The sequence below is a fragment of the Pseudonocardia oceani genome (assembly GCF_019263585.2).
Taxonomy (GTDB): domain Bacteria; phylum Actinomycetota; class Actinomycetes; order Mycobacteriales; family Pseudonocardiaceae; genus Pseudonocardia; species Pseudonocardia oceani.
Genome location: NZ_JADQDF010000001.1, coordinates 1,815,007 through 1,838,545 on the forward strand (window position 1 = coordinate 1,815,007; position 23,539 = coordinate 1,838,545).

General features: G+C 75.2%; 24 protein-coding genes and 1 pseudogene. 7 read left to right on the forward strand and 18 right to left on the reverse strand.

Going from position 1 to position 23,539, the window contains the following annotated elements; genetic code table 11:
- Positions 1-6: 6 nt before the first annotated feature.
- From I4I82_RS08930 to I4I82_RS08955, 6 genes are all read right to left on the reverse strand, one after another.
- Positions 7-1,518 carry an amino acid permease gene (locus I4I82_RS08930; RefSeq protein WP_218591541.1) on the reverse strand — a complete coding sequence of 504 codons (1,512 nt, stop codon included), beginning with the start codon at positions 1,516-1,518 and terminating at the stop codon, positions 7-9.
- Between the two features lie 52 nt (positions 1,519-1,570).
- Complete coding sequence (gene manA / locus I4I82_RS08935; protein ID WP_218591540.1) at positions 1,571-2,776, reverse strand: mannose-6-phosphate isomerase, class I; 1,206 nt, start codon at positions 2,774-2,776, stop codon at positions 1,571-1,573.
- 23 nt (positions 2,777-2,799) lie between these two features.
- A complete protein-coding gene (locus I4I82_RS08940; protein WP_218591539.1) occupies positions 2,800-3,894 on the reverse strand; it encodes an SIS domain-containing protein in 1,095 nt (364 codons plus the stop codon).
- Positions 3,895-4,104 carry a Trm112 family protein gene (locus I4I82_RS08945; RefSeq protein WP_218591538.1) on the reverse strand — a complete coding sequence of 70 codons (210 nt, stop codon included), beginning with the start codon at positions 4,102-4,104 and terminating at the stop codon, positions 3,895-3,897.
- 100 nt (positions 4,105-4,204) lie between these two features.
- Positions 4,205-5,578, reverse strand: a complete 1,374-nt coding sequence (locus I4I82_RS08950) for a phosphomannomutase/phosphoglucomutase (RefSeq protein ID WP_218591537.1) — start codon at positions 5,576-5,578, stop codon at positions 4,205-4,207.
- A gap of 24 nt (positions 5,579-5,602) precedes the next feature.
- Positions 5,603-5,959, reverse strand: coding sequence for a DUF3499 domain-containing protein (locus tag I4I82_RS08955; protein ID WP_218591536.1), 357 nt, complete (start codon positions 5,957-5,959; stop codon positions 5,603-5,605).
- A 101-nt stretch (positions 5,960-6,060) separates the two neighbouring features.
- Here I4I82_RS08955 and I4I82_RS08960 point away from each other — a divergent pair, with 101 nt between their 5' ends.
- Positions 6,061-6,540, forward strand: a complete 480-nt coding sequence (locus I4I82_RS08960; protein ID WP_172158359.1) for a metallopeptidase family protein — start codon at positions 6,061-6,063, stop codon at positions 6,538-6,540.
- Positions 6,541-6,591: 51 nt separating this feature from the next.
- On the opposite strand, the gene I4I82_RS08965 is transcribed toward I4I82_RS08960, so the two are convergent.
- Positions 6,592-6,942 (reverse strand): WhiB family transcriptional regulator, encoded by a 351-nt coding sequence (locus I4I82_RS08965; RefSeq protein WP_225920554.1) that lies wholly within the window; start codon positions 6,940-6,942, stop codon positions 6,592-6,594.
- 156 nt (positions 6,943-7,098) lie between these two features.
- Here I4I82_RS08965 and I4I82_RS08970 point away from each other — a divergent pair, with 156 nt between their 5' ends.
- Positions 7,099-7,848 carry a site-2 protease family protein gene (locus I4I82_RS08970; protein WP_218591535.1) on the forward strand — a complete coding sequence of 250 codons (750 nt, stop codon included), beginning with the start codon at positions 7,099-7,101 and terminating at the stop codon, positions 7,846-7,848.
- Between the two features lie 563 nt (positions 7,849-8,411).
- Positions 8,412-9,260 carry a DUF559 domain-containing protein gene (locus I4I82_RS08975; RefSeq protein WP_218591534.1) on the forward strand — a complete coding sequence of 283 codons (849 nt, stop codon included), beginning with the start codon at positions 8,412-8,414 and terminating at the stop codon, positions 9,258-9,260.
- 19 nt (positions 9,261-9,279) lie between these two features.
- On the opposite strand, the gene I4I82_RS08980 is transcribed toward I4I82_RS08975, so the two are convergent.
- Genes I4I82_RS08980 through I4I82_RS09015 form a run of 8 tightly spaced genes read right to left on the reverse strand, consistent with a single transcriptional unit; the run spans position 9,280 to position 16,511 of the window.
- On the reverse strand, positions 9,280-9,825 hold the full coding sequence (locus I4I82_RS08980; RefSeq protein WP_226369954.1) for an NUDIX hydrolase: 546 nt from the start codon (positions 9,823-9,825) through the stop codon (positions 9,280-9,282).
- Positions 9,819-11,162: a coenzyme F420-0:L-glutamate ligase gene (locus I4I82_RS08985; protein WP_226369955.1), complete on the reverse strand. Its 1,344-nt coding sequence runs from the start codon at positions 11,160-11,162 to the stop codon at positions 9,819-9,821. Before I4I82_RS08985 ends, I4I82_RS08980 begins: the two co-directional genes overlap by 7 nt.
- Positions 11,155-12,111, reverse strand: coding sequence for a 2-phospho-L-lactate transferase (cofD, locus tag I4I82_RS08990; RefSeq protein WP_218595626.1), 957 nt, complete (start codon positions 12,109-12,111; stop codon positions 11,155-11,157). The genes I4I82_RS08985 and cofD overlap by 8 nt, the downstream gene beginning before the upstream one ends.
- A gap of 40 nt (positions 12,112-12,151) precedes the next feature.
- Positions 12,152-13,063, reverse strand: a complete 912-nt coding sequence (locus I4I82_RS08995) for a DNA-3-methyladenine glycosylase family protein (RefSeq protein WP_218595627.1) — start codon at positions 13,061-13,063, stop codon at positions 12,152-12,154.
- Positions 13,056-14,135: a mannose-1-phosphate guanylyltransferase gene (manB, locus tag I4I82_RS09000; protein WP_225920555.1), complete on the reverse strand. Its 1,080-nt coding sequence runs from the start codon at positions 14,133-14,135 to the stop codon at positions 13,056-13,058. Before manB ends, I4I82_RS08995 begins: the two co-directional genes overlap by 8 nt.
- A gap of 4 nt (positions 14,136-14,139) precedes the next feature.
- The gene (locus I4I82_RS09005; RefSeq protein WP_218594500.1) at positions 14,140-14,781 is read right to left on the reverse strand and encodes a glycosyltransferase family protein; all 642 of its coding nucleotides are present in this window, start codon (positions 14,779-14,781) and stop codon (positions 14,140-14,142) included.
- A 10-nt stretch (positions 14,782-14,791) separates the two neighbouring features.
- Positions 14,792-15,634: a tetratricopeptide repeat protein gene (locus I4I82_RS09010; protein ID WP_218594501.1), complete on the reverse strand. Its 843-nt coding sequence runs from the start codon at positions 15,632-15,634 to the stop codon at positions 14,792-14,794.
- Positions 15,635-15,683: 49 nt separating this feature from the next.
- Positions 15,684-16,511 (reverse strand): glycosyltransferase, encoded by an 828-nt coding sequence (locus I4I82_RS09015; protein ID WP_226369956.1) that lies wholly within the window; start codon positions 16,509-16,511, stop codon positions 15,684-15,686.
- 166 nt (positions 16,512-16,677) lie between these two features.
- Between I4I82_RS09015 and I4I82_RS09020 the strand changes: the two genes are divergently transcribed.
- On the forward strand, positions 16,678-18,480 hold the full coding sequence (locus I4I82_RS09020; RefSeq protein ID WP_218595628.1) for an LCP family protein: 1,803 nt from the start codon (positions 16,678-16,680) through the stop codon (positions 18,478-18,480).
- Between the two features lie 22 nt (positions 18,481-18,502).
- Complete coding sequence (locus I4I82_RS09025) at positions 18,503-19,210, forward strand: TIGR03089 family protein (protein ID WP_218594561.1); 708 nt, start codon at positions 18,503-18,505, stop codon at positions 19,208-19,210.
- 21 nt (positions 19,211-19,231) lie between these two features.
- Here the strand turns inward: I4I82_RS09025 and I4I82_RS09030 are convergent, their stop codons facing one another.
- Positions 19,232-20,386, reverse strand: coding sequence for an acyl-CoA dehydrogenase family protein (locus I4I82_RS09030; RefSeq protein WP_218594562.1), 1,155 nt, complete (start codon positions 20,384-20,386; stop codon positions 19,232-19,234).
- A 58-nt stretch (positions 20,387-20,444) separates the two neighbouring features.
- Here I4I82_RS09030 and I4I82_RS09035 point away from each other — a divergent pair, with 58 nt between their 5' ends.
- On the forward strand, positions 20,445-21,119 hold the full coding sequence (locus I4I82_RS09035) for a TetR family transcriptional regulator (RefSeq protein WP_218594563.1): 675 nt from the start codon (positions 20,445-20,447) through the stop codon (positions 21,117-21,119).
- A gap of 93 nt (positions 21,120-21,212) precedes the next feature.
- A complete protein-coding gene (locus I4I82_RS09040; RefSeq protein WP_443690139.1) occupies positions 21,213-22,565 on the forward strand; it encodes an ISH6 family transposase in 1,353 nt (450 codons plus the stop codon).
- A 38-nt stretch (positions 22,566-22,603) separates the two neighbouring features.
- Here I4I82_RS09040 and I4I82_RS09045 read toward each other — a convergent pair whose 3' ends face one another.
- Positions 22,604-22,921: a WD40 repeat domain-containing protein gene (locus I4I82_RS09045; protein ID WP_218593675.1), complete on the reverse strand. Its 318-nt coding sequence runs from the start codon at positions 22,919-22,921 to the stop codon at positions 22,604-22,606.
- Positions 22,922-22,940: 19 nt separating this feature from the next.
- A pseudogene (locus I4I82_RS34910) lies at positions 22,941-23,330 on the reverse strand (nSTAND1 domain-containing NTPase); the annotation flags it as partial.
- Positions 23,331-23,539 lie beyond the last annotated feature (209 nt).

The following is a 23,539-nucleotide window of genomic DNA, read 5'->3' on the forward strand; positions in this document are numbered from 1 at the left end:
GCATGTTCAGCCTCTCTCGCCACGGCCGATCCGCTCGGCGAGCCGGGAGTGGTGGCGGCCGTAGACGACGTACACGACCACGCCGACGACCATCCAGACGATGAACCGCAACCACGTCTCCACCGACAGGTTGAGCATCAGCCACAGGCAGGCGAGCACCGCGAGGATCGGCACCAGCGGCACGAGCGGCGTCCGGAACGAGCGGGGCAGGTCGGGCCGGGTGCGCCGCAGCACCACGACCCCGACGGAGACGAGCACGAACGCGAACAGGGTGCCGATGTTGACCATCTGCTCCAGGTCGCCCGCCGGGAAGAACGTCGCCACCGCGGCGACGACGACGCCGACGAGCAGAGTCGCCCGCGCCGGGGTGCCGCGCTCGCCGGTGTGCGAGAGCGCGCGCGGCAGCAGGCCGTCGCGCGACATCGCGAACAGCACCCGGATCTGGCCGAGCATCAGCACCATGACGACGGTCGTGAGCCCGACGAGCGCGCCGATCGCGATGACGGTGGCCGCCCAGTTCACCCCGAGCGAGGCGAACGCGGTGGCGAGCGTGGCGCGCGTGCCGTCGTCGGCGGTCTGCAGCTCGGTGTAGGGCACCATCCCGGTCAGGACGAGCGAGACACCGACGTAGAGCACCGTGACGATCACCAGCGAGCCGAGGATGCCGCGCGGCAGGGCCTTCTGCGGCTCCTTCGTCTCCTCGGCGGTGGTGGCCACGACGTCGAAGCCGATGAACGCGAAGAACACCAGCGACGCGGCGGCCAGCAGCCCGTAGATGCCGTAGACGCTGCCGCCCTCGCCGCCGAACAGCGACAGCAGCGACTGCGTGACCCCGCCCTCGGCCTCGCCGCCCTCCGCCGGCGGCGGCACGAACGGCGAGTAGTTGGCCGGGTTGACGTACATCAGCCCGACGACGATCACCAGCAGCACGATCAGCACCTTGATCGTGGTGAAGACCAGGCTCACGCGGCTCGACAGCTTCGTGCCCAGCACCAGCAGCGTCGCGAGGCCGGCGACGAGCAGCAGCGCGGCCCAGTCGAACGTGAGCCAGCCCAGCGAGAAGGACGTCGGCACGTCGAGGCCGAACTGGCCGAACACCGTGGCCAGGTACTCCGACCAGCCCTTCGACACCACCGCGGACCCGACGGCGAACTCCAGCACGAGATCCCAGCCGATGATCCAGGCGACGAACTCGCCGAAGGTCGCATAGGAGAACGTGTAGGCGCTGCCGGCCACCGGCACCGTCGAGGCGAACTCGGCGTAGCAGAGCGCGGCGAGCCCGCAGGCGACCGCGGCCAGCACGAACGCCAGTGAGACCGAGGGCCCCGCGACGTCGCCCGCCGTGCTCGCGGCGAGGGTGAAGATCCCCGCGCCGACGACGACGGCGACACCGAAGACGATCAGGTCCCAGGTCCCGAGGTCCTTGCGGAGCTTGGTGTCCGGTTCGTCGGTGTCGGCGATGGACTGCTCCACCGACTTCCTGCGCATGATCCCGGACTGCCTGTCCCGCACCGCCATGACGGGCAACGTACGGAGCCACGGCCCCGGTGTCACCCGCTGACCCTCGGGGTCAGAGACCGTCGCCCGCGAGGAACAGCTGGGTGCCCTCGGCGCGCGCCGTCACGGCCACCTCGCCGTCCTCGTCGTCGAGCCAGACCGAGCCGCCGCGCTTGACCGACAGGTCGGTGCCGGCGCCGCGCACCGACGCCGCGCCCGCCGTGCAGAGCAGGATGCGCGGACCGTCGCCGGGCACACGGACCTCGTCGGGCCCGCCCTCGAAGCGGCGCAGCCGGAACTCGTGCGCCGGGGTGTCGTAGCGGACCCACCCGTCGTCGGGCTCGCCGTGCAGGACCGGGCAGACCGGGGCGGTGAAGTCGAGGACCCGCAGCAGCTCGGGGACGTCGACGTGCTTGGGGGTGAGGCCGCCGCGCAGCACGTTGTCGGAGTTGGCCATCAGCTCGACGGCCGCCCCGGACAGGTAGGCGTGCAGGTTGCCCGCGGGCAGGTACAGGGCCTCCCCCGGCGCCAGCGTGACGCGGTGCAGCAGCAGCGCGGCGAGCACGCCCGCGTCGCCGGGGTAGCGCTCCGACAGCTCCAGCACCGTGCGGGCCTCGGCGCTGAACTCCTCCGACGCCCCGGCGAGCCGCACGCAGCCCTCCTGCAGCGCCGGCACGAGGGCGTCGAGCGAGGACTGCGGCAGCGTGATCCACGTCGTGAACAGCGCGCGCAGGCCGTGGTGGTCGGGCTGGGCGGCGAGGAGCTCGGCGTGCGCGGCGAGGGCGTCGACGTCGAGGGCGCGCAGCAGTGCGACGGTGGCCGTGGGCTCCCGGAACCCGACGAGCGCGTCGAAGTCGGTCAGCGCGCAGACCAGCTCGGGCTTGTGGTGCGGGTCGCGGTAGTTGCGGTCGGGGGCGCCGCGGTCCAGGCCCGCCGCGTCCTCGCGGGCGTAGCCCTCCGCCGCCTGCTCCGCGCTCGGGTGCGCCTGCAGCGACAGCGGTTCGTCGGCGGCGAGCACCTTGAACAGGAACGGCAGCCGCCCGTCCCACCGCTCGGCGCGGTAGGCGCCGAGCCTGCCCTGCGGGTCGGCGGTGATCGCATCGAGCAGGGAGGTGCGGGTGCCGTCGACGCCGACCAGGTGCGACGGGGCGCCGGGGTGCGCGCCCAGCCACAGCTCGGCCTGCGGGTGCGGGGAGGGGACCTCCTCGCCCAGAAGGTCGGCGATGACGGTGCGCGAGCCCCACGAGTAGGGCCGCACGGGGTTGTCCAGCAGCTCCACGGCGCCGGTGCTCCAGTCGGTCGTCAGGCGGGTTCGATCGTGCGGGTGGCCAGACCGAGGTAGACGGCGGCGACGTCCACGCGCGAGGCCAGCAGCGCCGCCCGCAGCAGCGCGGCGTGCGGCGTGCCACGGGCGACCTCGTCGACGGGGTGCAGCAGGTCGCCGTCGGGCAGCGGGCGACCGGTGCGGCGCAGCACCGCCTGCACCGGATCGTCCTCCCCGGTGGCCACCAGCACCAGCCGCGGCGGCGGCGGCTCGCTGCCCTCGGGCGGGTCGTCGAAGGGGTCGTGGAAGACGTCGCGGGCGCCGCCGGTGCGGTCGAGCGCGCGCAGCAGCCCGGTGGCGGCCACGCCCTCGCCCACGTCCCCGGCGTGCGCGACGACCCCGGCGTGGGTGGCCAGCGAGGCGGCGGCGTGCCGCGCGACAGCGGCGGCCAGCGGGTCGGTGCCCCACAGCAGCGGGGTGTGCTCGGCCAGGCGCAGCGCGAGCGACTTGGCCGGGTTCATGAACGGCTCGTGGCCGGGCTGGTTGCGCTCGGCCTCCTCGTCGAGCAGATCCGCGAGGACGTCCATCGCGGGGTCCAGCGGCGCGCCGAGCAGGCCGAGCGCGCGCAGCACCGCCAGGCCGACGGCGAGCGCGCGCGGCAGGTCGAGGCCGGGCGGGACCGGGATCTGCGGCTCCACCAGCCGCATCCTGCCCGCGCCCGCCGAGGCGACCGGCCCGTCGCCGGGGGCCGACAGCACGACCTCGGCCCCGCGGCGCACCGAGCGCGCGACCGAGTCGGCCAGCTCGACGTCGGTGGCCTCGTCGGTGTGCGCGACGACCACGTCGAGCGGCCCGATCCAGCTCGGCACCGAGTCGGCGACGACCACCGGCACCGGGCACGCCGGGCCGAGCAGCGCGGCGAGCAGCGCCGACGAGGACGTGGACGCCCCGGGCCTGCGCACCAGCACCAGCGCTCGCGGACGCGTGCCGCCGAGGTCGGCGACACCCGCCTCCTGCGCGCCGTGGGCGGCCGAGCGCACCTGCGCGCCCGCCGTGGCGGCGGACCGCAGGACCCCGCGCGTGTCGAGCGCCGCCAGGGCCCGCGGATCGGCCAGGAGCGTGTCGTCGAGCATCTAGCCCTGGTTCCCGGAGGCCACCGGTGGGGTGGCCTCCTCCAGGAGCAGGACCGGGATGCCGTCGACGACCGGGTAGCCGCGACCGCACGCCGTGCAGGTCAGCACGTCCGCCTCCGGGTCGGCCGGCGTGCCCGCGCGCAGCGGCGCGTGGTCGTCGGACGGGCAGGCGAGGATGTCCATCAGCTGGGGGTCGAGCCGGACGGTCACGGTGGTCCTCCTGGAGGGGTGGTCTCTCTCGACTCTGCCAGTGCGCGGGCGCGGGCGCCGGGGCCGACCGGGTCGATCCCGGTCACCGCGCGTGCGGGATTCAGGCCCGGACCACGGCCAGCACCTCGTCGCGCAGCCGGGCGACGGCGGCGTGGTCGGCCGCCTCGACGTTGAGCCGCAGCAGCGGCTCGGTGTTGGACGGGCGCAGGTTGAACCAGGAGCGGTCGGGCAGCCGGACGGTGAGCCCGTCGAGCTCGTCGGTCTCGACGCCCTCGCGCCTGGCGTAGGCGGCGCGCACGGCCTCGATCCGGCCGGGGACGTCGTCGACGGTCGAGTTGACCTCGCCCGACGCGGCGTAGCGCTCGAAGTCGCGCATGAGCTCCGACGCGGTGCCACCGGAGGCGCCGAGCTCGGCGAGCACGTGCAGCGCGGCGAGCATGCCGGAGTCGGCCTTCCAGAAGTCGCGGAAGTAGTAGTGCGCGGAGTGCTCGCCGCCGAACACCGCACCGGTGTCGGCCATCGTCTGCTTGATGAAGGAGTGCCCGACGCGGGTGCGCACCGGCGTGCCGCCGTGCTCGGTGACGATCTCGGGCACCGCGTTCGAGGTGATGCAGTTGTGGATGACCGTGGCGCCGGGGGTGACGGCCAGCGCGCGCACCGCGACCAGCGCGGTGATCGCGCTGGGACTCACCGGCTCGCCGCGCTCGTCGACGACGAAGCAGCGGTCGGCGTCGCCGTCGAAGGCCAGGCCCAGGTCGGCCCCCTCCGCGACGACGGCCTTCTGCAGGTCGACGAGGTTGGCGGGCTCCAGCGGGTTGGCCTCGTGGTTGGGGAAGCTGCCGTCGAGCTCGAAGTACAGCGGGACGACGTCGATCGGCGCGCCCAGGACGGCGGGCACCGTGTGCCCGCCCATCCCGTTGCCGGCGTCGACGACCACGCGCAGCGGGCGGCTCCCGGACAGGTCGACGAGCTCGCGCAGGTAGGCGGCGTAGTCGGCGAGCACGTCGCGGCGGGTCTCCGTGCCGACCGTGATTCCACCCGCCCGCCCACCGTCGGGGACGCCCTGCTCGACGGCCTCGCGGATCACCGCCAGACCGGTGTCCTGCCCGATCGGCGTCGCGCCCGCGCGGCAGAGCTTGATGCCGTTGTACTTCGCCGGGTTGTGGCTCGCGGTGAACATCGCGCCCGGCAGGTGCAGCCGGCCCGAGGCGAAGTAGAGCTGGTCGGTGCTGGCCAGACCGATGTGGACGACGTCGAGACCCTGGTCGGTGACGCCGGCGGCGAAGGCGGCGGCCAGCGACGGCGACGAGTCGCGCATGTCGTGGCCGACGACGAGCGCGCTGGTGGCCGCGTCCTCGGAGCGCAGCAGGCGGGCGAGCGCGGCGCCGATCGCGCGGACCGTCGGCTCGTCGACGCCCTCCCCGACCACACCGCGGATGTCGTACGCCTTGATGACGGCGGAGAGGTCCCTCATGGGGGTGAGCCTATCGACGGCCCGTCAGGACTCGGACGGCCCCGGCAGGACGCGCAGGTGACCGCGGCGGCCGGTGCCCGTGACCGGCGCGTGCTCGACGGGGCGGTCGGCCCGGCCGGCCTCGCGGACGGCCTCGGCGAGCGCCGTGAGGTCGTCGCTGGAGTGCTGCGGCGGGGCGAACTCGCCCTCGAAACGCACCACCTCCCAGCCCCGGGGGGCGGTGAGGCGGTGGGCGTGCCGGTTGCACAGGTCGTAGGAGTGCGGCTCGGCCTGCGTGGCGAGCGGCCCGACGACGGCCGTGGAATCGGCGTAGACGTAGGTGAGCGTGGCCACCGCGAGCTCGGTGCACCCGGTCCGCGAACACCGCCTCACGCTCAGCACGTCGACGACGATAGCGCGTGCCCGACCCGCCACCCCGTTCCGACGCGCGGGCGTCCGCGCGCGGCGCCCCCGGCGAGCCGAGCGGGGATTACGATCCACCGATGACCACCGCACGACGGACGCTGCGCCGGTCCCCGCGCCGGCGGGACCGCCGGGGGCGCGGCCTGCGGGGGCTGCTCTACCCCACGACCACGCCGGCCGCGCGCACGCGCGCCGAGAAGTTCGACGCGCTGGTGCTGGAGGCGCTGGAGCCGATCGAGCTGCGCTGGGGGTCGGAGCTGACCGACCTGGACCTCGCCGTCGACGACGTGCCGGAGGTCGAGCGCACCTCGCCGGACGAGGTCGCCTGGGCCGCGGGCACGCTGGCCGACGCGGGCGTGCCGCTCGCACAGCTGGTGCCGGCCGGGGTCGACCCCGACGGGCTGCCGTCGCGGGCCCGGATCGTCGTCTACCGGCGCCCGCTGGAGGCCCGCGCCAAGGGCGGGGCCGATCTCGCCGACCTGCTGCACGAGGTGCTCGTGGAGCAGGTGGCGGAGTACCTCAACATCGAGCCCGACGCCGTGGACGGCGGGGCGGAGTAGCCCCGTCCGCCCGTGCTGTCCGGGGCGTGCACGCTCCCCCTGGGGAACGTCTCAGATGACGGCGCCGAGCTCGCCGCGGCGCAGCCGACGGCGCTCGCGCTCGGACAGGCCGCCCCAGATCCCGAAGCGCTCGTCGTGGGCGAGCGCGTAGTCCAGGCACTCGGCCCGCACGTCGCAGCCGCCGCAGATGCGCTTGGCCTCGCGGGTGGAGCCGCCCTTCTCCGGGAAGAAGGCCTCGGGGTCGGTCTGGGCGCAGAGCGCCCGCTCCTGCCACTCGGGGGCCTCCTCCGCACCGCCGTCGATCACGGTGAACGGCCCGGAGAGACGGTCGGGTAGCAAGCCCACGATCCCGGCACCGGCCTCGAACGTTCCCTCGCCCAGGCCCCCTGCAACGATGTTCATGCGCCCACCTCCCCGCTACCACCCGGCGTGACCCACGTGCCCCCGCGAATCACAGCGATGTAAGTACAGCGCTGTCGGTTGGTGGTTGTCCAGCCGGAGCTGCCATCCGGGTGACGCGGTCCACCCCATCGGTCCCCCGTTCAGCACAATGGTCCGATGCGCGGAGTGTCGAATCGGGTGAGCCCGTGGTTCCTGGTGCTGGTGGTGGTCACTGTGGGGGGCGGCGTGCTCACGACGCTGGGCCCCGGTGTGGTCCTCACCACGGGTGTGGTGCTCCTCGTGCTGGGCGGGTGGGCGGTGTCGCTGTGCCTGCACGAGTTCGCCCACGCCTACGTCGCCTACCGCAACGGCGACCTCTCCGTCCGCGACAAGGGCTACCTCACCCTCGACATCCGGCGGTACACCGATCCCGTCCTCTCCTTCGGCCTGCCGGTGGTGTTCCTGCTGCTCGGAGGCATTCCGCTGCCCGGCGGCGCGGTCTGGATCCAGCACGGGGCGATCCGCTCGCGCGCCGCGCGGAGCCTCGTCTCGCTCGCCGGCCCGGCCACGAACCTCGTCCTCGGGGCGGCGCTGACGATCACCGTCGCGGCCGTGCCGATGCCGATCGGGCTCGCCGTCGGGCTGTCGTGCCTCGCGCTGATCCAGGTCCTCGCGTTCGTCCTGAACATCCTCCCGGTGCCCGGGCTCGACGGTTTCGGCATCCTGGAGCCGTTCCTGTCGCTGTCCGCCCGCCGCTTCGCCGCCCGCGTCCGGCCGTGGGCACCGCTCGCTCTGTTCGTGCTGCTCATCGGCGTGCCGGGCGTCGCGTCGGCGTTCTTCGGCCTGGCCTACACGGCGTTCGGGGCCGTGGGCGGGGACGGGCGGCTGGCGGCGGCGGGATACGGGGAGCTGCTGTTCTGGCGCTGATGCTGCGTCACCCGGCACCACTCGTCGAGACCCACTGATCGAGCCCTTCCGCCACTGAGCGTGACCAGATTCGCGCGCTCTCGCGGGTCCACGCGTCGGAATGATCACCGGGTGCCACGGACCTCGCGCTCGGGCGGCCGGAAGCAGGGCCGGGAGCCGGTGCGACACGCCCGAACGGCCGCCGGTCGCTACGCCACGTGCCCATGATCACCCGCTCTCGCAACCCCCGCCCCTGAGCCCGGTGATCAAGGGCGGATGGTCGCGGTGGGTGATCCACCGGCCGCCGTGCGGCCTTGATCGCTGAGTGTTCGATGTGGGGGCGTGGGACCCGTCCGCCTGGAGGTGATCGCTGCTCGCCGCACCTCACGGTCGGCGCCGCAGCGTTGGCGTGCGGCGGGTGGCGATCATCGCGCCGGGGCGCGGCCGTGATCGCCGCGCACCGCACCTCGCGGTCCTCACCGGAGCAGTGGTGTGCGGACGGTGGCGATCACCGCGGCGTGTGCGATCGCGACGATCTCGACCCGGAGCGGAACCGGGAGCGCGCCGGGTCCGTCCATGACCCCGTGCTGACCCGACCCTTCCTCGGCTCCGTGGCGATCGCGCGGGGCCTGCTGACGCCCGGGGTGCTCCGCGGGCCGCGCTTCCGGCGCCTGTTCCCCGACGTCTACGTCCGCGCCGACCTCGAGGTCGACCTCGCGCTGCTGTCGGAGGCCGCGATCGTCCTCACCCGCGGGCGAGGGGTGCTCGGCGGGTGGTCGGCCGCCGAGGTGCTCGGGGCCTCGTGCGGTCCGCTCGGCGCGCCGGCCGAGATCGTGGTGCCGGGTCGGCGGCGGGCGCGGCCGGGGCTGGTCGTCCGCGAGGAGGTGCTGCCCGACGAGGAGGTCGTCGAGGTGGACGGGATGCGCTCCACGATCCCGCTCCGCGCGGCCTTCGACCTCGGGCGACGGCCACCGCTGGTCGAGGCGGTGGCGGCGGTCGACGCACTGGCGCGGGTGGGCCGGTTCGCGCCGCGCGACCTCGTCGCCTTCGGCTCCCGGCACCTCGGCGCGCCGGGGTCGCGGTTGCTCGCGGCGGCGGTCGCCCGGGCCGACGCGCGGTCGGGCTCACCGATGGAGACGCGCATCCGCCTGGCGCTGCTCGACGGCGGCCTGCCCGCGCCGGTGCTGCAGCACGTCGTCGGTCCGTACGAGCTCGACCTCGCCTACCCGGAGTTCCTGCTCGCCGTCGAGTACGACGGGCGCGACCACCTGACCCAGGAGCGGGCGATGCGGGACCTCGTCCGGCAAGCGCACCTCTCGCGCCTGGGCTGGGACGTGCTCCGCTTCACCGCGGCCGACGTCCTGCTGCGCCCGCGGTCGGTGGCGGCCCGGGTGCGCTCCGAGCTCGTCCGCCGAGGGGCGCTCGCCGCGTGAGCGCCGGGCGGGCGAGCCGTCAGGCCGGCACCAGCCGCCGCCGGGCCGCCGCCACCATCTCCCGGACCGTGGGGCTGTCGGTGGGGAGGGCGTCGACCTGCCACCACCGCAGGTCGTCGGACTCGTCGCTGATCCGCTCCACCGCCCCCGCCGGCGCGCGCACCAGGAACCGGACGTCGAGGTGGTGGGTGGGGACGCCCAGCGAGCAGGTGATCGGGTGGACGTCGACGTGCAGCGGCACCGGGTCGATCGTCAGGCCCTCGATCCCCGACTCCTCGGTGGCCTCCCGCAGCGCCGCGGCGACCAGCGAGTCGTCGCCGGGCTCGCAGTGGCCGCCGAGCTGGATCCACCTGCCGACGCGCGGGTGCAGCGTCAGCAGGGTGTGCGTGCCGGCGGCGTCGAGCAGCAGCGCCGACGCGGTGAGGTGCCCCGGCTCGCACGACCGCTCGCACGCGTCGGGGCGGGCGGTGAGGAAGGCGAGCAGGGCGTGCTTGAGGCCGCGCTGGTCGGGGCTCTCGGGCTCCCACCCGCGCAGCTCCGCGGCGGCCATCGCGGCGGCTACCACTCGACGAGCTCCCCGTCGCGCGCCGCCCGCGGCTCCAGCGGCTCCAGCGGGTGCCCGACGGCGATCGCGCCGAGCGGCTGCCAGTCGGGCGGGAGGTCGAGGACGCTGCGCACCACGTCGGGCGCGAAGATCGTCGATCCGACCCAGCAGGTCGCCAACCCCTCCGCCGCCAGCGCGACGAGCAGCGACTGCACCGCCGCCCCGCCCGCGACGGTGAACATCGTGCGCTCGCCGAGGCGGCGCGCCGAGTCGGGGTAGGTGTGCATGCCGTCGCCGGTGCGGAAGGCGAGGACGAGCTCGGGGGCGCGGCGCAGCAGGTCGCCGCGCGCCATCCGCCGGGACACCTCCTCATGCGGGCGCCCGTCGGCGGCGAGGTGCTCGCGCCAGCGGCGGGCCATGGCGTCGAGCAGCGCCTCGCGGCGCCCGCGCACGACCCCGAACCGGAACGGCGTGCTGTGGTGCGGCGCGGGCGCGGTCTGCGCGACGCCGACCGCGCGGCGCACCGCGGCGAGGTCGACCGGGGTGTCGGCGAAGTCGCGCGTGCTGCGCCGCAACAGCACCGCCTCCGACCGCCCGCGGGCGATGGCCTCGTTCGTGCCGAGCCAGAACATGTCGTCGGCGACAGGGCGGACGAGGTCCCGTGCGGTCGACCCGTCGTCGACCGGGCTCATCCCCCGCACCACCGCGACGGGGACGCCGCCGAGCTTGCCCTTCGCGAGGTCGGCGGCCGCGGCCAGCTCGTCGGCCATCGCCACCTGCGTGACGAGCAGCTCGTTGCCCTGGTCGTCGCTCTGCCCGTCGTAGCCGTGCAGCACGGCGATCCCGGCCGAGCCGATGGCGATGTCGGTCTGCCCGATCCGCCACGACCGCCCCAGGGTGTCGGTGACGACCACGGCCACCTCGACGCCGAGCAGCGCGCGCAGCTCCGACCGCAGCCGCGACGCGCTGGCGTCGGGGTCCGACGGCAGCAGCGCGAGCTCGTCGCGCCGCACGTTGGAGCCGTCGATCCCGGCCGCGGCCTGCACGATCCCGAGCTTGCCCACGACGATCGACGTCGGGCCGCGGCGCGCGACCACCCGCTCGGTCTCGGCGTCGATCAGCTCGCGGCGCAGCGCGTCGCGCTCGACCGGATCGGTGGGCGCGGCGACGAGCCGGCCCTCGACCTTGGAGAACACCTTGCTGGTGACGACGACGACGTCGCCGTCGGTGATCCACGGCGCGGCGGCGGCGAGCGTCGCCGCGAGGTCGTCGCCGGGGCGGAACTCGGGCAGCCCGCGGACGGGCCGCACGGTGATGCCGTCGTGCGCGGCGTGGTCGGACACCTCGCGCTCAGGCACCCGCCAGCTCCACCGCGTCGCGCGCCATCTGCGCGGTCGCCTCGGTGCTCGACATCAGCAGCGGCACCGACCGGACCTCGACGCCGGGCACGTCGGCCGTCTCGCCGGAGTGCACCAGCCAGCCGTCGAGGACGCCGCCGGCCGCGCGGGCGCCGTAGTGGCGGCCGACGGCCTCGGCCGTGGTGTCGACGCCGATCGCGGTCAGGCAGCGGTCGGCCATGCCGCGCAGCGGGCGGCCGCCGATGATCGGCGAGACGCCGACGACCTTCGCCGGGGACGCCGCCAGCGCCTCCCGGGCCCCGGGCACCTCCAGCAGCGTGCCGATGCTGACGACCGGGTTCGACGGCGCCATCAGCACGACGTCGGCGCCGGTGATCGCGTCGCGGGCGGCGGGCAGGATCGTGGCCTCGTCGGCACCGATGCTCGCGAACCGGTGCGCGGGCAGCTCGCCCTTGTGCCGGATCCACCACTCCTGGAAGTGGATGGCCTTCTGCGCCTTCGGGCCGGTGGCCGGGTCGTCGACGACGACGTGGGTCTCGACGCGGTCGTCGGTGACCGGCAGCAGCGTGACGCCGGGCTGCCAGCGGTGGCACAGGGCCGCGGTGACGTCGGAGAGCGGGTAGCCCGCGCGCAGCATCCGCGAGCGGACGAGGTGCGTGGCGGTGTCCTTGTCGCCCAGGCCGAACCAGTCGGGGTCGGCCCCGTAGGCGGCGAGCTCGTCGCGCACCGACCACGTCTCCCCCGCGTGCCCCCACCCGCGCTCGGGGTCGATGCCCCCGCCGAGGGTGTACATGCACGTGTCGAGGTCGGGGCAGATGCGCAGCCCGTGCAACCAGATGTCGTCGCCGACGTTGACGACGGCGGTGATCTCGGCCTCGGGGTACGCGGCCCGGACCCCGACGAGGAACCGGGCGCCGCCGACCCCGCCGACCAGCACGGTGACCTTCACGCGTCGGAGCCTACAAGCCCCTCGGCGTGCCGCGGCCCCGTCACATCGCGCGGTAGTCGCGCGGGGAGAAGCGGGGGCCGAAGCGGGGGCGGCGGAAACCGCTGACCTCCACGTACCGCACCGCCCGCTGCCGCTGCGGGACGTAGGGCGCGAGGACGTCGAGCATCCCGGCGTCGTCGAGCGGGCGGCCGAGCAGCGCCCAGCCGACGACGGTGGGGATGTGGAAGTCACCGAAGCTGACGGCGTCGGGGTCGCCCCAGGCGCGCTGGGCCACCTCGGCGGCGGTCCAGACGCCGATGCCGGGGACGCGGCGCAGCAGCTCGCGGCCCTCGTGCCCGCCGAGCTCCGCGGCCTTCTCCAGGCGGTGGGCGACGGCGGCGCAGGCCAGGATCGCGCGCCGCCGCGCCGAGTCGACGCCCGCGCGGTGCCACTCCCAGTCGGGCACGGCCCGGATCTGGGCCGGGGTCGGCGGCACGCGCATGCCGTCGGGGACGGGGCCCGGCGCCGGGTCGCCGAAGCGCCGGCACAGCTCGCGCCACGACCGCCGCGCCTCGGTGCCGGTGACCTTCTGCTCCAGCACCGCCGGCACCAGCTGGTCCCACACCCGCCGCGAGCTGCCGAACCGCAGCCCGGGCAGGCGCCGGTGGGCGTCGGCGACGAGCGGGTGGTGCGCCACGAACTCCTCGGGCCGGTCGTCGGCCCCGAGCAGGGCGGGCAGCCCGTCGAGCGCCCACTGCGCCCCCGGGCCCCAGGCCAGCGCGCGCACCGCGCCGTCGGGCAGGCGGCGCAGGACCGTCGTCGCCGGGCCGTCGGGCGTGGTGCCGACCCGCCAGATCCCCTCGCCGGCCCGCTGGAACGTCGGGTCGCCCGCGCCGCGGCGCAGCGGGGCGAGGACGCCGGCGAGGTCGAGCGGGAAGTCCGGCGTCCACTCCCTCGCGAGGTGCTCAGGCATCCGGGGAGAAGCGGATGCCGCTGACCTGCGCATCGGGCCACACCCGGGCCCCTCCGCGCAGCTCGCAGCCGGATGCGACGACCGCGCGGTCACCCAGCACGGTGTCGACGACGACCGCGCCGTCGGCCACGCACGCGCCGGCCCCGACCACCGAGTCGACGACGACCGCCCCCGCCCCGACGACCGCCCCGTCGAACAGCATCGAGCCCTCGACCGACGCACCGGCGCCGACCCGCGCGCCGCGCCCGACGGTGGACCCGCCCGACACCTTCGCCGACGGGTCGACCTGCGCGCCCTCGAGCACCAGCGCGTCGCCGACGGGTCCGGGGAGCGCGTCGGAGGGGGCGATGCCGCGGACGAGGTCGGCCGAGCCGTGCACCAGGTCGGCGGGGGTGCCCATGTCGCGCCAGTAGGCGGAGTCGACGTGTCCGGACACCCGGCGCCCCTGCGCGAGCAGCCCGGGGAACGTCTCGCGCTCCACCGACACCGCGCGCCCGGTGGGGATCGAGTCGATGACCTCGCGGCGGAAGACGTAGCAGCCGGCGTTGATCTGGTCGGTCGGCGGGTCCTGCGTCTTCTCCAGGAAGGCGGTGACGCGGCCGTCGGCATCGGTCGGGACGCAGCCGAACGCGCGGGGATCGGGCACGCGCACCAGGTGCAGGGTGACGTCGGCCTCGGTGCGCCGGTGGGTGCCGACGACGGCGGTGAGGTCGGTGCCCGCGAGGACGTCGCCGTTGAACACCAGCACGTGCTCGGCGCTCAGGTGCCCGGCGACGTTGCGGATGCCGCCGCCGGTGCCCAGCGGCTCGTCCTCGACGACGTAGGTGAGGTCCAGCCCGAGCGCGGCGCCGTCCCCGAAGTGCTCGGAGAAGGTCTCGGCGAGGTAGCTGGTACCGAGCACGACGTGCCGCACCCCGGACGCGCGGATCCGCGAGAGCAGGTGCGCGAGGAACGGGACGCCGGCCGTCGGCAGCATGGGCTTGGGCGCGGACAGCGTGAGCGGGCGCAGGCGCGTGCCCTTGCCGCCCACCAGTACCACGGCCTCGACGTCGTGCATCGGGTCGGAACCCATTGCGCTACCTCCTCCGGTCCTGCGCGTACCGGCGCAGGCCGCGATCGACGGGCTCCAGCATGCCGGTCGCCGGACCCGGCCCGACGACGACCTCCGCCCCGGGCACGTGCAGGGACAGCCACCCGGCCCGGGCCAGGCGCGCGCCGAGGTCGACGGCGTCGAGCGGGCCGAGGTGGCGCGGGTCGAAGCCGTCGACGGACTCGAACGCCGCGCGCCGCAGCAGCACGCACTCCGCGGCCACCCAGCCGACCGGCGCGGTGTGCCGGGGCGCGCCCGACGGGATCCGGCCCCGCCGCACGTCGGCGGGGGTGGGCAGGGGCCCGGCCGAGGGCAGCACCGCGCCGTCGGCGCCGCGCAGGAGCGGCCCGACCGCGCCGGCGCGGGGGTGCCGCCCGGCCGCGGCGACCAGGGCGTCGACCGCCTCGGGGCCGGGCACGGCGCGGGGGTCGAGGACCAGCACCGCGTCGACGCCGGACGGCAGCGCCGCGACACCGCGGTTCACCGCCGCCGCGCGCGCGAGCTCCTCGCCGACCGCGACGACCCGGGCGCCGGGCGCCTGCGCCCCGTCCGCGGTGACGACGACGAGCGGCCCGGGGAGCTCCGGGGCGGTGCGGGGCGCTCCCCAGGTGACGACGCCGATCTCCACGCGGGAGACCCTAGTCGTCGGCCGGATCCAGCCCGTCGAGCTCCGCCAGGGTGTCGGCGGCGACGCGGTCACCGGTGTCGGCGGCGACCTGGAGGAACTCGCGGGCGTCGTCGGGGCGTCCGACGTCGAGCAGGAAGCGGCCCATCGTGTACGCCCACCCCGGCTCGGAGTGCCGGCGCGCCTCGGCGAACTCGGCCTGCGCGCCGAGCACGTCACCGCGCTGGGTGAGCAGGAACTGGCCGAACGCCGTGTGCGCCCGCAGCGCCCCCAGCTCCCCCGCCTCCCGGAACAGCACCTCGGCCTCGTCGAGCTCCGCCTGGGCCGACCGCACCTCGGCCAAGGCCAGGACGGTGTCGGGCCGGGCCGGGTCGAGGTACTGCTCGGCGGCGTCCGCCGCGGCGGGCAGGTCGCCGGCCTCCAGGTGCAGGGCGACGAGGTTGGCCGGCGCGAGCGGGTCGCCCTCCTCGGCGGCGCGGGCGAGCACGAGGATCCCCTCGGCGAGGCGGCCCTCGTCGCGCAGCAGGATGCCCAGGTCGTTGGCCGCGGCGACCTCGCCCGAGTGGATCGCCAGCCGCAGCGCGTCCTCGGCCCGCTCCCGGTCGCCGATCTCGCTGAGCGCCACCCCCAGCGGCCCGGCGAACCGCACGTGCCCCTGCGCCACCAGCGGCGCGAGCCACTCGGCCGCGGCGTGCCAGCTCCCGCTGTCGAGGTAGGCCCGGACCAGCAGGTCGGGCGCCGACGGCTCCCCCGAGGCGACGGCCTGGCGCAGCACGTCGACGGCCTCCAGCGGGCGGCCGGCCTCCAGCAGCGCGGCGCCCTCCGCGGCGAGCGGCTCGACCGGGAGCGACGTCATGGAACCTCCTCGTTGGGGTGGCCCATGCTGTCAGCTCGCGCGGTCGTCGTCACCCTCCGTAGGTAGCGATCACCCTGCGGTAGGCCATTCGGCGGAGCGACTCGGGCACCAGCCGGTACCCGCCGCGTACGACGACGTTGCGGGCGAACTGCCCGCGCGAGGTGAAGCCGAGCTCCCGGAAGCGTCGCTGCACCGCGAGCTCGGCGCGCAGCTGGCCCAGACCGCCGCGCCGCGCGTAGGCCCCGGCGCCCACCCGGTACTTGACGAGCGGCTCGGCCACGTTGGCCACCCGCGCCCCCGCGACGAGCATCTTCGCCCAGAGCAGGTAGTCCTCCATGAGCGCGAAGTCGCTGTAGCCGCCGACCGCGCGCACGAGGTCGCGCCGGTAGACGACGGTCGGGTGGTTGAACGGGTCGGCGAAGCGGGCGCGGACCGCGATGTCGTGGGCGTCGACGGGCGGGGTGCGCAACCCGACGATCTCGTCGGGGTCGTCGCCGAACTCCTGCAGGCCCGAGCCGACCAGGTCGACGCCCGACTCGATGATCGGCAGCTGGACGGCGAACCGGTGCGGCAGCGAGAGGTCGTCGGCGTCCATCCGCGCGACGACGTCGTGCGCGCAGGCCTCGAGCCCGGCGTCGAGCGCGGGGCCCAGGCCGTCGTTGCGGTCGAGCTCCAGGACGTCGACGGGCACGGGGCTCTCCGCGGCCAGCCGCGTGATCGTCGCCTCCAGCGCCGGCGGCACCGGACCGTCACGCACGATGACGACGTGGTCGGGCCGACGGATCTGGTCCTGCACGCTCGACCGGAACGCCTCGGTGAGGAAGTCGGGCCGGTCACCGGCCCAGACCGGCAACAACAGCGAGAACTGCTCGGCCACCGCCGGTTCCTCCGCCTCTCCCTGGTGGTCACGTTCGGTAAGTGGGCGGTGCGCGGCCGCGATCACCCGCGACACGCCCGCAGCCTCCCGCGAGGCCGCGCCCGATGCTGCACCCTAGAGAGCCGGAGACACCGGGCACGCCGTCGGGGATGGAGCGAGGTGGAGCATGGACCCGCGCGATCTCGGACTCTCGGGCGCCGCACTCCCCGAACCGCCCTGGCTGGCCCGCGCCAACCGCGAGCGTGACGCCCGCGCGGCGGCCCTGCGCACCGGGCTCCGCGCCGACACCACCCGGGCCCCGGCGCGGCCCGTGCGCACCGCCCCGCCGGTGCGGTCCCCGCGAGCGGGCGGCCCGGCGGTCCGCCGGCCCGCCGCTGACGAGCCCTGGGCACCACCCGCCCCCCGCCGCTCCTCGGCCGCCCGCGGCCCGACCCGGCCCGCGGCCCCCCGGACGCCGGGCCCCGGTGCCGCCCGCCGCACGTCGCGCGCCCCGCGGCCGGAGAAGGCGCCCCCTGCGCCCGGCCGGTTCGCGCGCCGGCTGCGCACCGCGACCGTCGTCGCCTCGGTGCTCGTCCTGACGGTGACCGGCACGGCGTGGGGCCTCTACCGCGACATCACCGCGGGCATCGTCACCACCGACGTCATCGTGGGCGGCAGCGACGGCGGCGACCAGAACGTCCTGCTCGTCGGCGTGGACAGCCGCACCGACGCGCAGGGCGACCCGCTGCCGCCGGAGATCCTGCGCGAGCTCAACAGCGGCGCCGACACCGGCGTCCTGAACTCCGACACGATCATGATGCTGCACCTGCCGGCCGACGGCGGGGCCGCGGCCGCGTTCTCCATCCCCCGCGACGCCTACGTCGACATCCCCGGCTACCGCCGCGACAAGATCAACGCGGCCTATCCCGCGGTGAAGGCGCTGACGGCCGAGCGGCTGGTGGGCGACGGCATCGGCTCCGCGGCGCAGGTCGAGGCGGAGGCCGCCCGCGCCGGGCGCAGCGCGCTGATCGGGGCCGTCGAGCGGCTCACCGGCCAGCAGATCGACCACTACGCCGAGCTCAACCTCGTCGGCTTCTACAACCTGACCCGCGCGATCGGCGGCGTCGACGTCTGCCTCGCCGCGCCCGTCGACGAGCCGCTGTCGGGCGCCCGCTTCGGCGCCGGCCCGCAGACGATCTCCGGCCGCGACGCGCTCGCGTTCGTCCGCCAGCGCCACGGCCTGCCCGACGGCGACCTCTCCCGCATCCGGCGCCAGCAGGTGTTCCTCGCCGCCGTCGCCGACAAGGTGCTGTCGGCGGGCACGCTCACCGACCCCGCCGCGCTGGGCGCGCTGATCGAGGTCGTGCAGCAGTCGGTCGTGCTCGACGAGGGCTGGGACCTGCTCGCCTTCGCCCAGCAGGCCTCCGACATCGCCGCCGGCAACCTCGAGTTCGTGACGATCCCGACCGCCGGCCAGGAGCGCAACGACCGCGGCGACGTGGTGCTCGTCGACCCCGACGTCGTCAGCGGGTTCGTCGAGGAGCGCATCGAGGCGCAGCGGGTCGCGGCCGAGGCCGCCGCCCAGGTCCGCGCCGCCGAGCCGCCGCCGCCGGTCACCGTGATCGCCTCGCGCTACATCGTCAACGTCCGCAACGGCTCCGAGGCCGGTGGCCTGGCCGGCGACGTCCGCGGCTACCTCACCGGGCTCGGGTTCACCGGCGGCACCGTCGACAACACCGACCCCGCCGCGACCAGCGTCGTGCGCTACTCGGGCGCCGACGGCGAGGCGGCGCGGTCGGTGGCCGACCAGCTCGGCGGGATCGACCTCGAGACCGACGGCACCGTCCCGCAGGGGCACCTGCTCGTGGTCCTGGGCGGCGACTTCGACCCGTCGGTGCTGCCGGCGCCCGCGCCGGTCGTCGACGCCTCCGCCCCGCCCCCTCCGGTACAGGCCCCGATCACCGCGGCCGGGGTGCCCTGCATCGACTGACGCGACCCGGGAGACTGGCGCGGTGTCCCTCACCGATGCCCTCCTGGACCGCTCCTCGGCCCGCCCCCTGATCACCTTCTACGACGACGCCACCGGCGAGCGGATCGAGCTCTCCGGCGTGACCACGGCGAACTGGGCCGCGAAGACGGCCAACCTGCTGCGCGACGAGTGCGACGTCGAACCGGGCTCGACGGTCGCGGTGCTGCTGCCCGCGCACTGGCAGACGGCCGCCGCCCTGCTCGGGGCGTGGTGGTGCGGGGCGGAGGTGGTCGGCGACCCGGTGGGCGCCGACGTCGTCCTGTGCGACGGCGACCGGATCGACCTCGCCCTGTCGGCCGCGCCGCCGCTGGGGGTCGTGGCGCTCTCGCTCGACGCCTTCGGCAAGGGCCTCACCGGCCTGCCCGACGGGGTCGTCGACTACGCCACCGAGGTGCGCCTGCACGGCGACGAGTTCGTGCCGTGGGAGCCGGTGCCCGCCACCGCGCCCGCGCTGGACGGGGCATCGGTGGAGCGGGTGCTCGCCGCCGCCCGCGACCGGGCGGCGGCGCTGGGGCTCTCGGCGTCGGACCGGGCGCTCTCGACGCTGGAGTGGTCGTCCGACGGCCTCACCGACGGCCTGCTCGCCGTGCTGGCCGCGGGGGCGTCGCTCGTGCAGTGCCGCCACGCCGACCCCGCGGCACTGGAGCGGCGGGCGCAGGCCGAGCGCACCACCGTCCGGCTGGGCTCCTGACCCCCGGGCGCCGATCCCCGGTCAGCGCAGCAGCGACCGGGCCATCACCAGGCGCTGCACCTGGTTGGTGCCCTCGTAGATCTGCGTGATCTTGGCGTCGCGCATCATGCGCTCCACCGGGAAGTCCTTGGTGTAGCCGGCACCGCCGAGCAGCTGCACGGCGTCGGTGGTGACCGACATGGCGACGTCGGAGGCCAGGCACTTCGCGGCGCTGGAGATGAAGCCCAGGTTCGCCTCGCCGCGCTCGGCGCGCGAGGTGGCGACGTAGACGAGCTGGCGGGCGGACTCCACCTTCATCGCCATGTCGGCGATCATGAACTGGAGGCCCTGGAACTCGGCGAGGTGCTTGCCGAACTGCTTGCGCTCCTTGACGTAGGAGATCGCCACGTCCAGCGCGCCCTGCGCGATGCCGACGGCCTGCGCGCCGATCGTGGGGCGCGTGTGGTCGAGGGTCTTGAGCGCGGTCTTGAAGCCGGTGCCCTCGGCGCCGATGATCCGGTCGGCCGGGATCGTGCAGTTCTGGAAGTAGATCTCGCGGGTCGGCGAGCCGTTGATGCCGAGCTTGCGCTCCTTGGGGCCGACCTCGAAGCCCGGGTCGTCCTTGTGCACGACGAACGCGGAGATGCCGTTGGCCTTCTTCTCCGGGTCGGTGACGGCCATGACCGTGTACCAGGTGGAGACGCCGGCGTTGGTGATCCAGCACTTGGTGCCGTTGAGCACCCAGCTGTCGCCGTCGCGCACGGCGCGGGTCTTCATCGACGCGGCGTCGGAGCCGGCCTCCCGCTCGGACAGCGCATAGCTGATCATCGCCTCGCCGGACGCGATCGACGGGAAGACCTGCTGCTTGAGCTCGTCGGAGGCCGACAGCAGGATCGGGGTGAGGCCCAGGCCGTTGACGCCGGGGATGAGCGACGAGGACGCGCACACCCGCGCGACCTCCTCGATGACGATGCAGCCCGCGAGCTCGTCGGCACCCTCGCCGCCGAACTGCTCGGGGATCGTGATCGCGTGGAAGCCCGCCTTGGTCAGGGCCTCCTGCGCCTCGATCGGGTAGCGGCCCTGCTCGTCGACCTCCGCGGCGTACGGGGCGATCTCCTTCTCGGCCAGCGTGCGCACGGCATCGCGAAGGGCCTCGTGCTCGTCGCTGAGCCGGTAGCTGTCGAAGTCGGAGTTCATGCGGCGATCGTAACGGCACTGCGTGCCATCGGGCAAGCTCGCTGTTACCCTGCGTGCCATGACGGGCGCGACACGGCGGGGCCGGTCCGCCGAGGGGCGGGCGGAGGTCCGGCGCGACCTCGTCGCCGCCGCGGTCGCGCTGTTCCGCGACCGGGGCTACGAGGACACGACCGTCGACGACATCGCGGCGGCCGCGGGCGTCGGGCGCCGCACGTTCTTCCGCTACTTCCGCAGCAAGGAGGACGCGATCTCGCCCGACCACGAGACCGCCCTCGGGCGCATCGCGGAGGTCTTCGCGACCGCGCACCCCGACGAGCCCGTCACGAGCGTGGTGCTGCGCGCGGGCGAGACCGTGTTCGACCTCTACACCGACGACCCACCGCTCTCGGTCGCCCGCTTCCGGCTCACCCACGAGGTGCCCGCGCTGCGCGACCGCGAGTCGGCCAGCGTCGACCACTACCGCCGCCTGTTCACCCGCAACCTGCGCCGTCGCTTCGCCGGGGAGCCCGACGGCGACCTGCGCGCCGCCGTCACCGGGGCCGCGGTGGTCGCGGCCCACAACCTCGCGCTGCGCGCCTGGCTGCACGACGGCGCCCCGCCCGCGCGGCTGCACGAGTACCGCGACCGCTTCCGCCGCGTCGCCGGGATGCTCCCCGCCGACGACGGGCTGCGCGGCGTCGCCGAGCGCCTGGAGATCGCGGTCGGGCGGCTGGAGCGCGGCGCCGCCTCCTGACCCCCTGACCCCCTGACCCGTCGGTAGCGTCCGGCAGCTGAACTTTCGGGATCTTGCGGTGGAGGGTGGTGCCCTTCGTCGTGAGGAACTGCCATGGCTGTGGCTAGTGTCGTGCTCAGTGCTGAGCTGCCGGAGCTCGATGGATCTCTGAGGTGGTCTCAGCTCGAGGCATGGGCGGTGGCGATGCGTGACGAGGTGCCCGCCGTGGTCCTGGCTGCCGCTCTGGAGCAGGCGCAGGACCGGTTGATCGACCGGGTCTGCGGGCCTCGTTGGCTCCCGGTGCGTGACCTTCCGGCGCCGTTCGCGTGCCCGGGGTGCGGGGTGATGCAGGACTTCGCGCGCAAGGGCAGACGATCACGCCCACGACGGATCGATATCGCGGTCGGAGTCGTGCGCCTGCATTTGGCGAACGTGGGCTGTCGGGCCTGCGGCCGGGTCTTCGCACCGTTGCTGCTGATGCTGGACCTGTCCGGCCGCCGCCGCACCGACCGGCTCGCGGTGGACCTGGCCGAGCTGGCCAGCCAGATGTCCTTCGCCCGCGCCGCGCAGGTCGCCCGATCGTTCGGAGCGCCGGCCTCGACCGGACGCGCTCATCACGCAGTGGCCGACGTGGCACCGCTACTGGACGGGATCGGTGCGGCCGAGCTGATCGACAGCGGGGCCTCAGCCGCGGTGGTCATCCTGGACGGCACCGGGATGCGCGCCGGGCCGCGGCGGTTGGGGATCGCCTGCAACATCGCGCTGGGGCTGACCGCGCGCAGCGGGCCCCGGCGACGCCGTCGCGCCCACACCGTCCTGCTCGGTGTCACCATCGATCAGCCCTGGGCGGCGATGGGTGAGCAGCTGGCCGCGCTGGACGCCCCGGTCATCGTCGTGGTCGACGGGGAGCCGGCGATCACGCGGCTGGCCGAGACCACCTGGCCCGACACCCCTATCCAGCGCTGCTGGTGGCACCTGCCCCGAGCGCTGCGGTGGGCGCTCTACGCCGACAAGGCCCCGCATCCCTGGGCGAACGCCAAGCGGGCCGAGCTGGCCGAGTTGCTGCGCCGCACCGCCCGCGAGCACCGCACCCACAGCCAAGCCCTGCACTCCTACGACACGTTCAGCGCCTCGATCACCGGCGCGCACCACCACGCGGCGACCGAGTTGCTCCTGGGCGCCCGCGACCAGGTCTTCACCTGTCTGTTGCCCGAGGTCCGAAGGGACCTCGCCTGGCTCGGCGGCCCCGAGCTGGGCAGCGGTGTGCTGGAACGGGTCATGCGCGAACTCAACGCCCGCACCGACATCGGCGGAAGCCGATGGTCGATCAACGGGCTACGCGACCTCGTCACCGTCCAACTCGCACGGATGACAGACCACCCGGCCTGGCGGACACTGCGGCAGAACACCCATCCGTTCAGCACCATCAGCTACAAGATCAGCACACCGAAGTTCAACGCTTGCTGACGCTACCGACCCGTCAGCAGGCCTGGACCCGCCGGGCGTCAGCAGGGCGGGGTGAACGGCAGGTCCGGCACGTGCCGGGCCCACTCCGCGGGCGTGATCGGGACGCCCACCGCGCCGCAGATCGTCCGGGCCGCCTCGGCGGGGTCGGTGAACCAGACCCGCACCGTGCGGTCGGCCGCGCCGCCGAGCAGGCGGGTGCCGTCGGGCGTCCAGGCGACGGAGAGATCGGCCGCGGGCACGGCGGGGGCGAACAGCTCCTCGAACTGGTCGACGACGAGCACCGTGCGCACGGCGGGGTCGAGCTCGTCGCGCACCGCCGCGAGCACCTCCAGCGGGTGCCCGCCGGGCGTCCGCACCAGCGCGGTCGTTCCGGGACGCCCGCAGCGCGGCAACCACCCCGGCCCGCAGCACCGACGACTTCCCCGACCCCGAGGCGCCGACGACGACCAGGGGGCCGGTCGCGGCGTCGAGGCCGTCGAGCACCGCGGCGGTGAGGGCGGTGCGCCCGTGGAAGCGCTCGGCGTCGCCGGGCTCGAAGGGCGCGAGGCCGGGGTAGGGCGGCTGGTCCGGGGCCACCCGCCTCCCGCCGTGGCGCAACCGGATCAGCGCCTCGCGCCAGGCGTCGAGGTCGGTCACGCCGCAGGCGGTGAGCACCAGCTCGTCAGCCCGGCCCGTTCGCGCGTGAGCGTCTGCTCCCGGCCGAGGTCGGCCGGGGACCGGATGCGCGCCGGGTCCGGCGTCAGGTCGGACATGGCTCCCCCGCACGTCCAGGTGAGGGGTTCGTCGCGGGCGTCCCCGGCGTCACAGATAGTTGCGCGCCCACACACTTCGTGAGGACCGGGGAACGGGCCCGGACGTGCGTGATCCCCGGGCCGCACCGTGTGGTGCGCACGCCGAGCTGGACGGGCTCGGGCCCGGGGATCACGGGTGACTGCCTGGGAGTCGCCGGCACCTACCGGCATTCCACGCGGTCG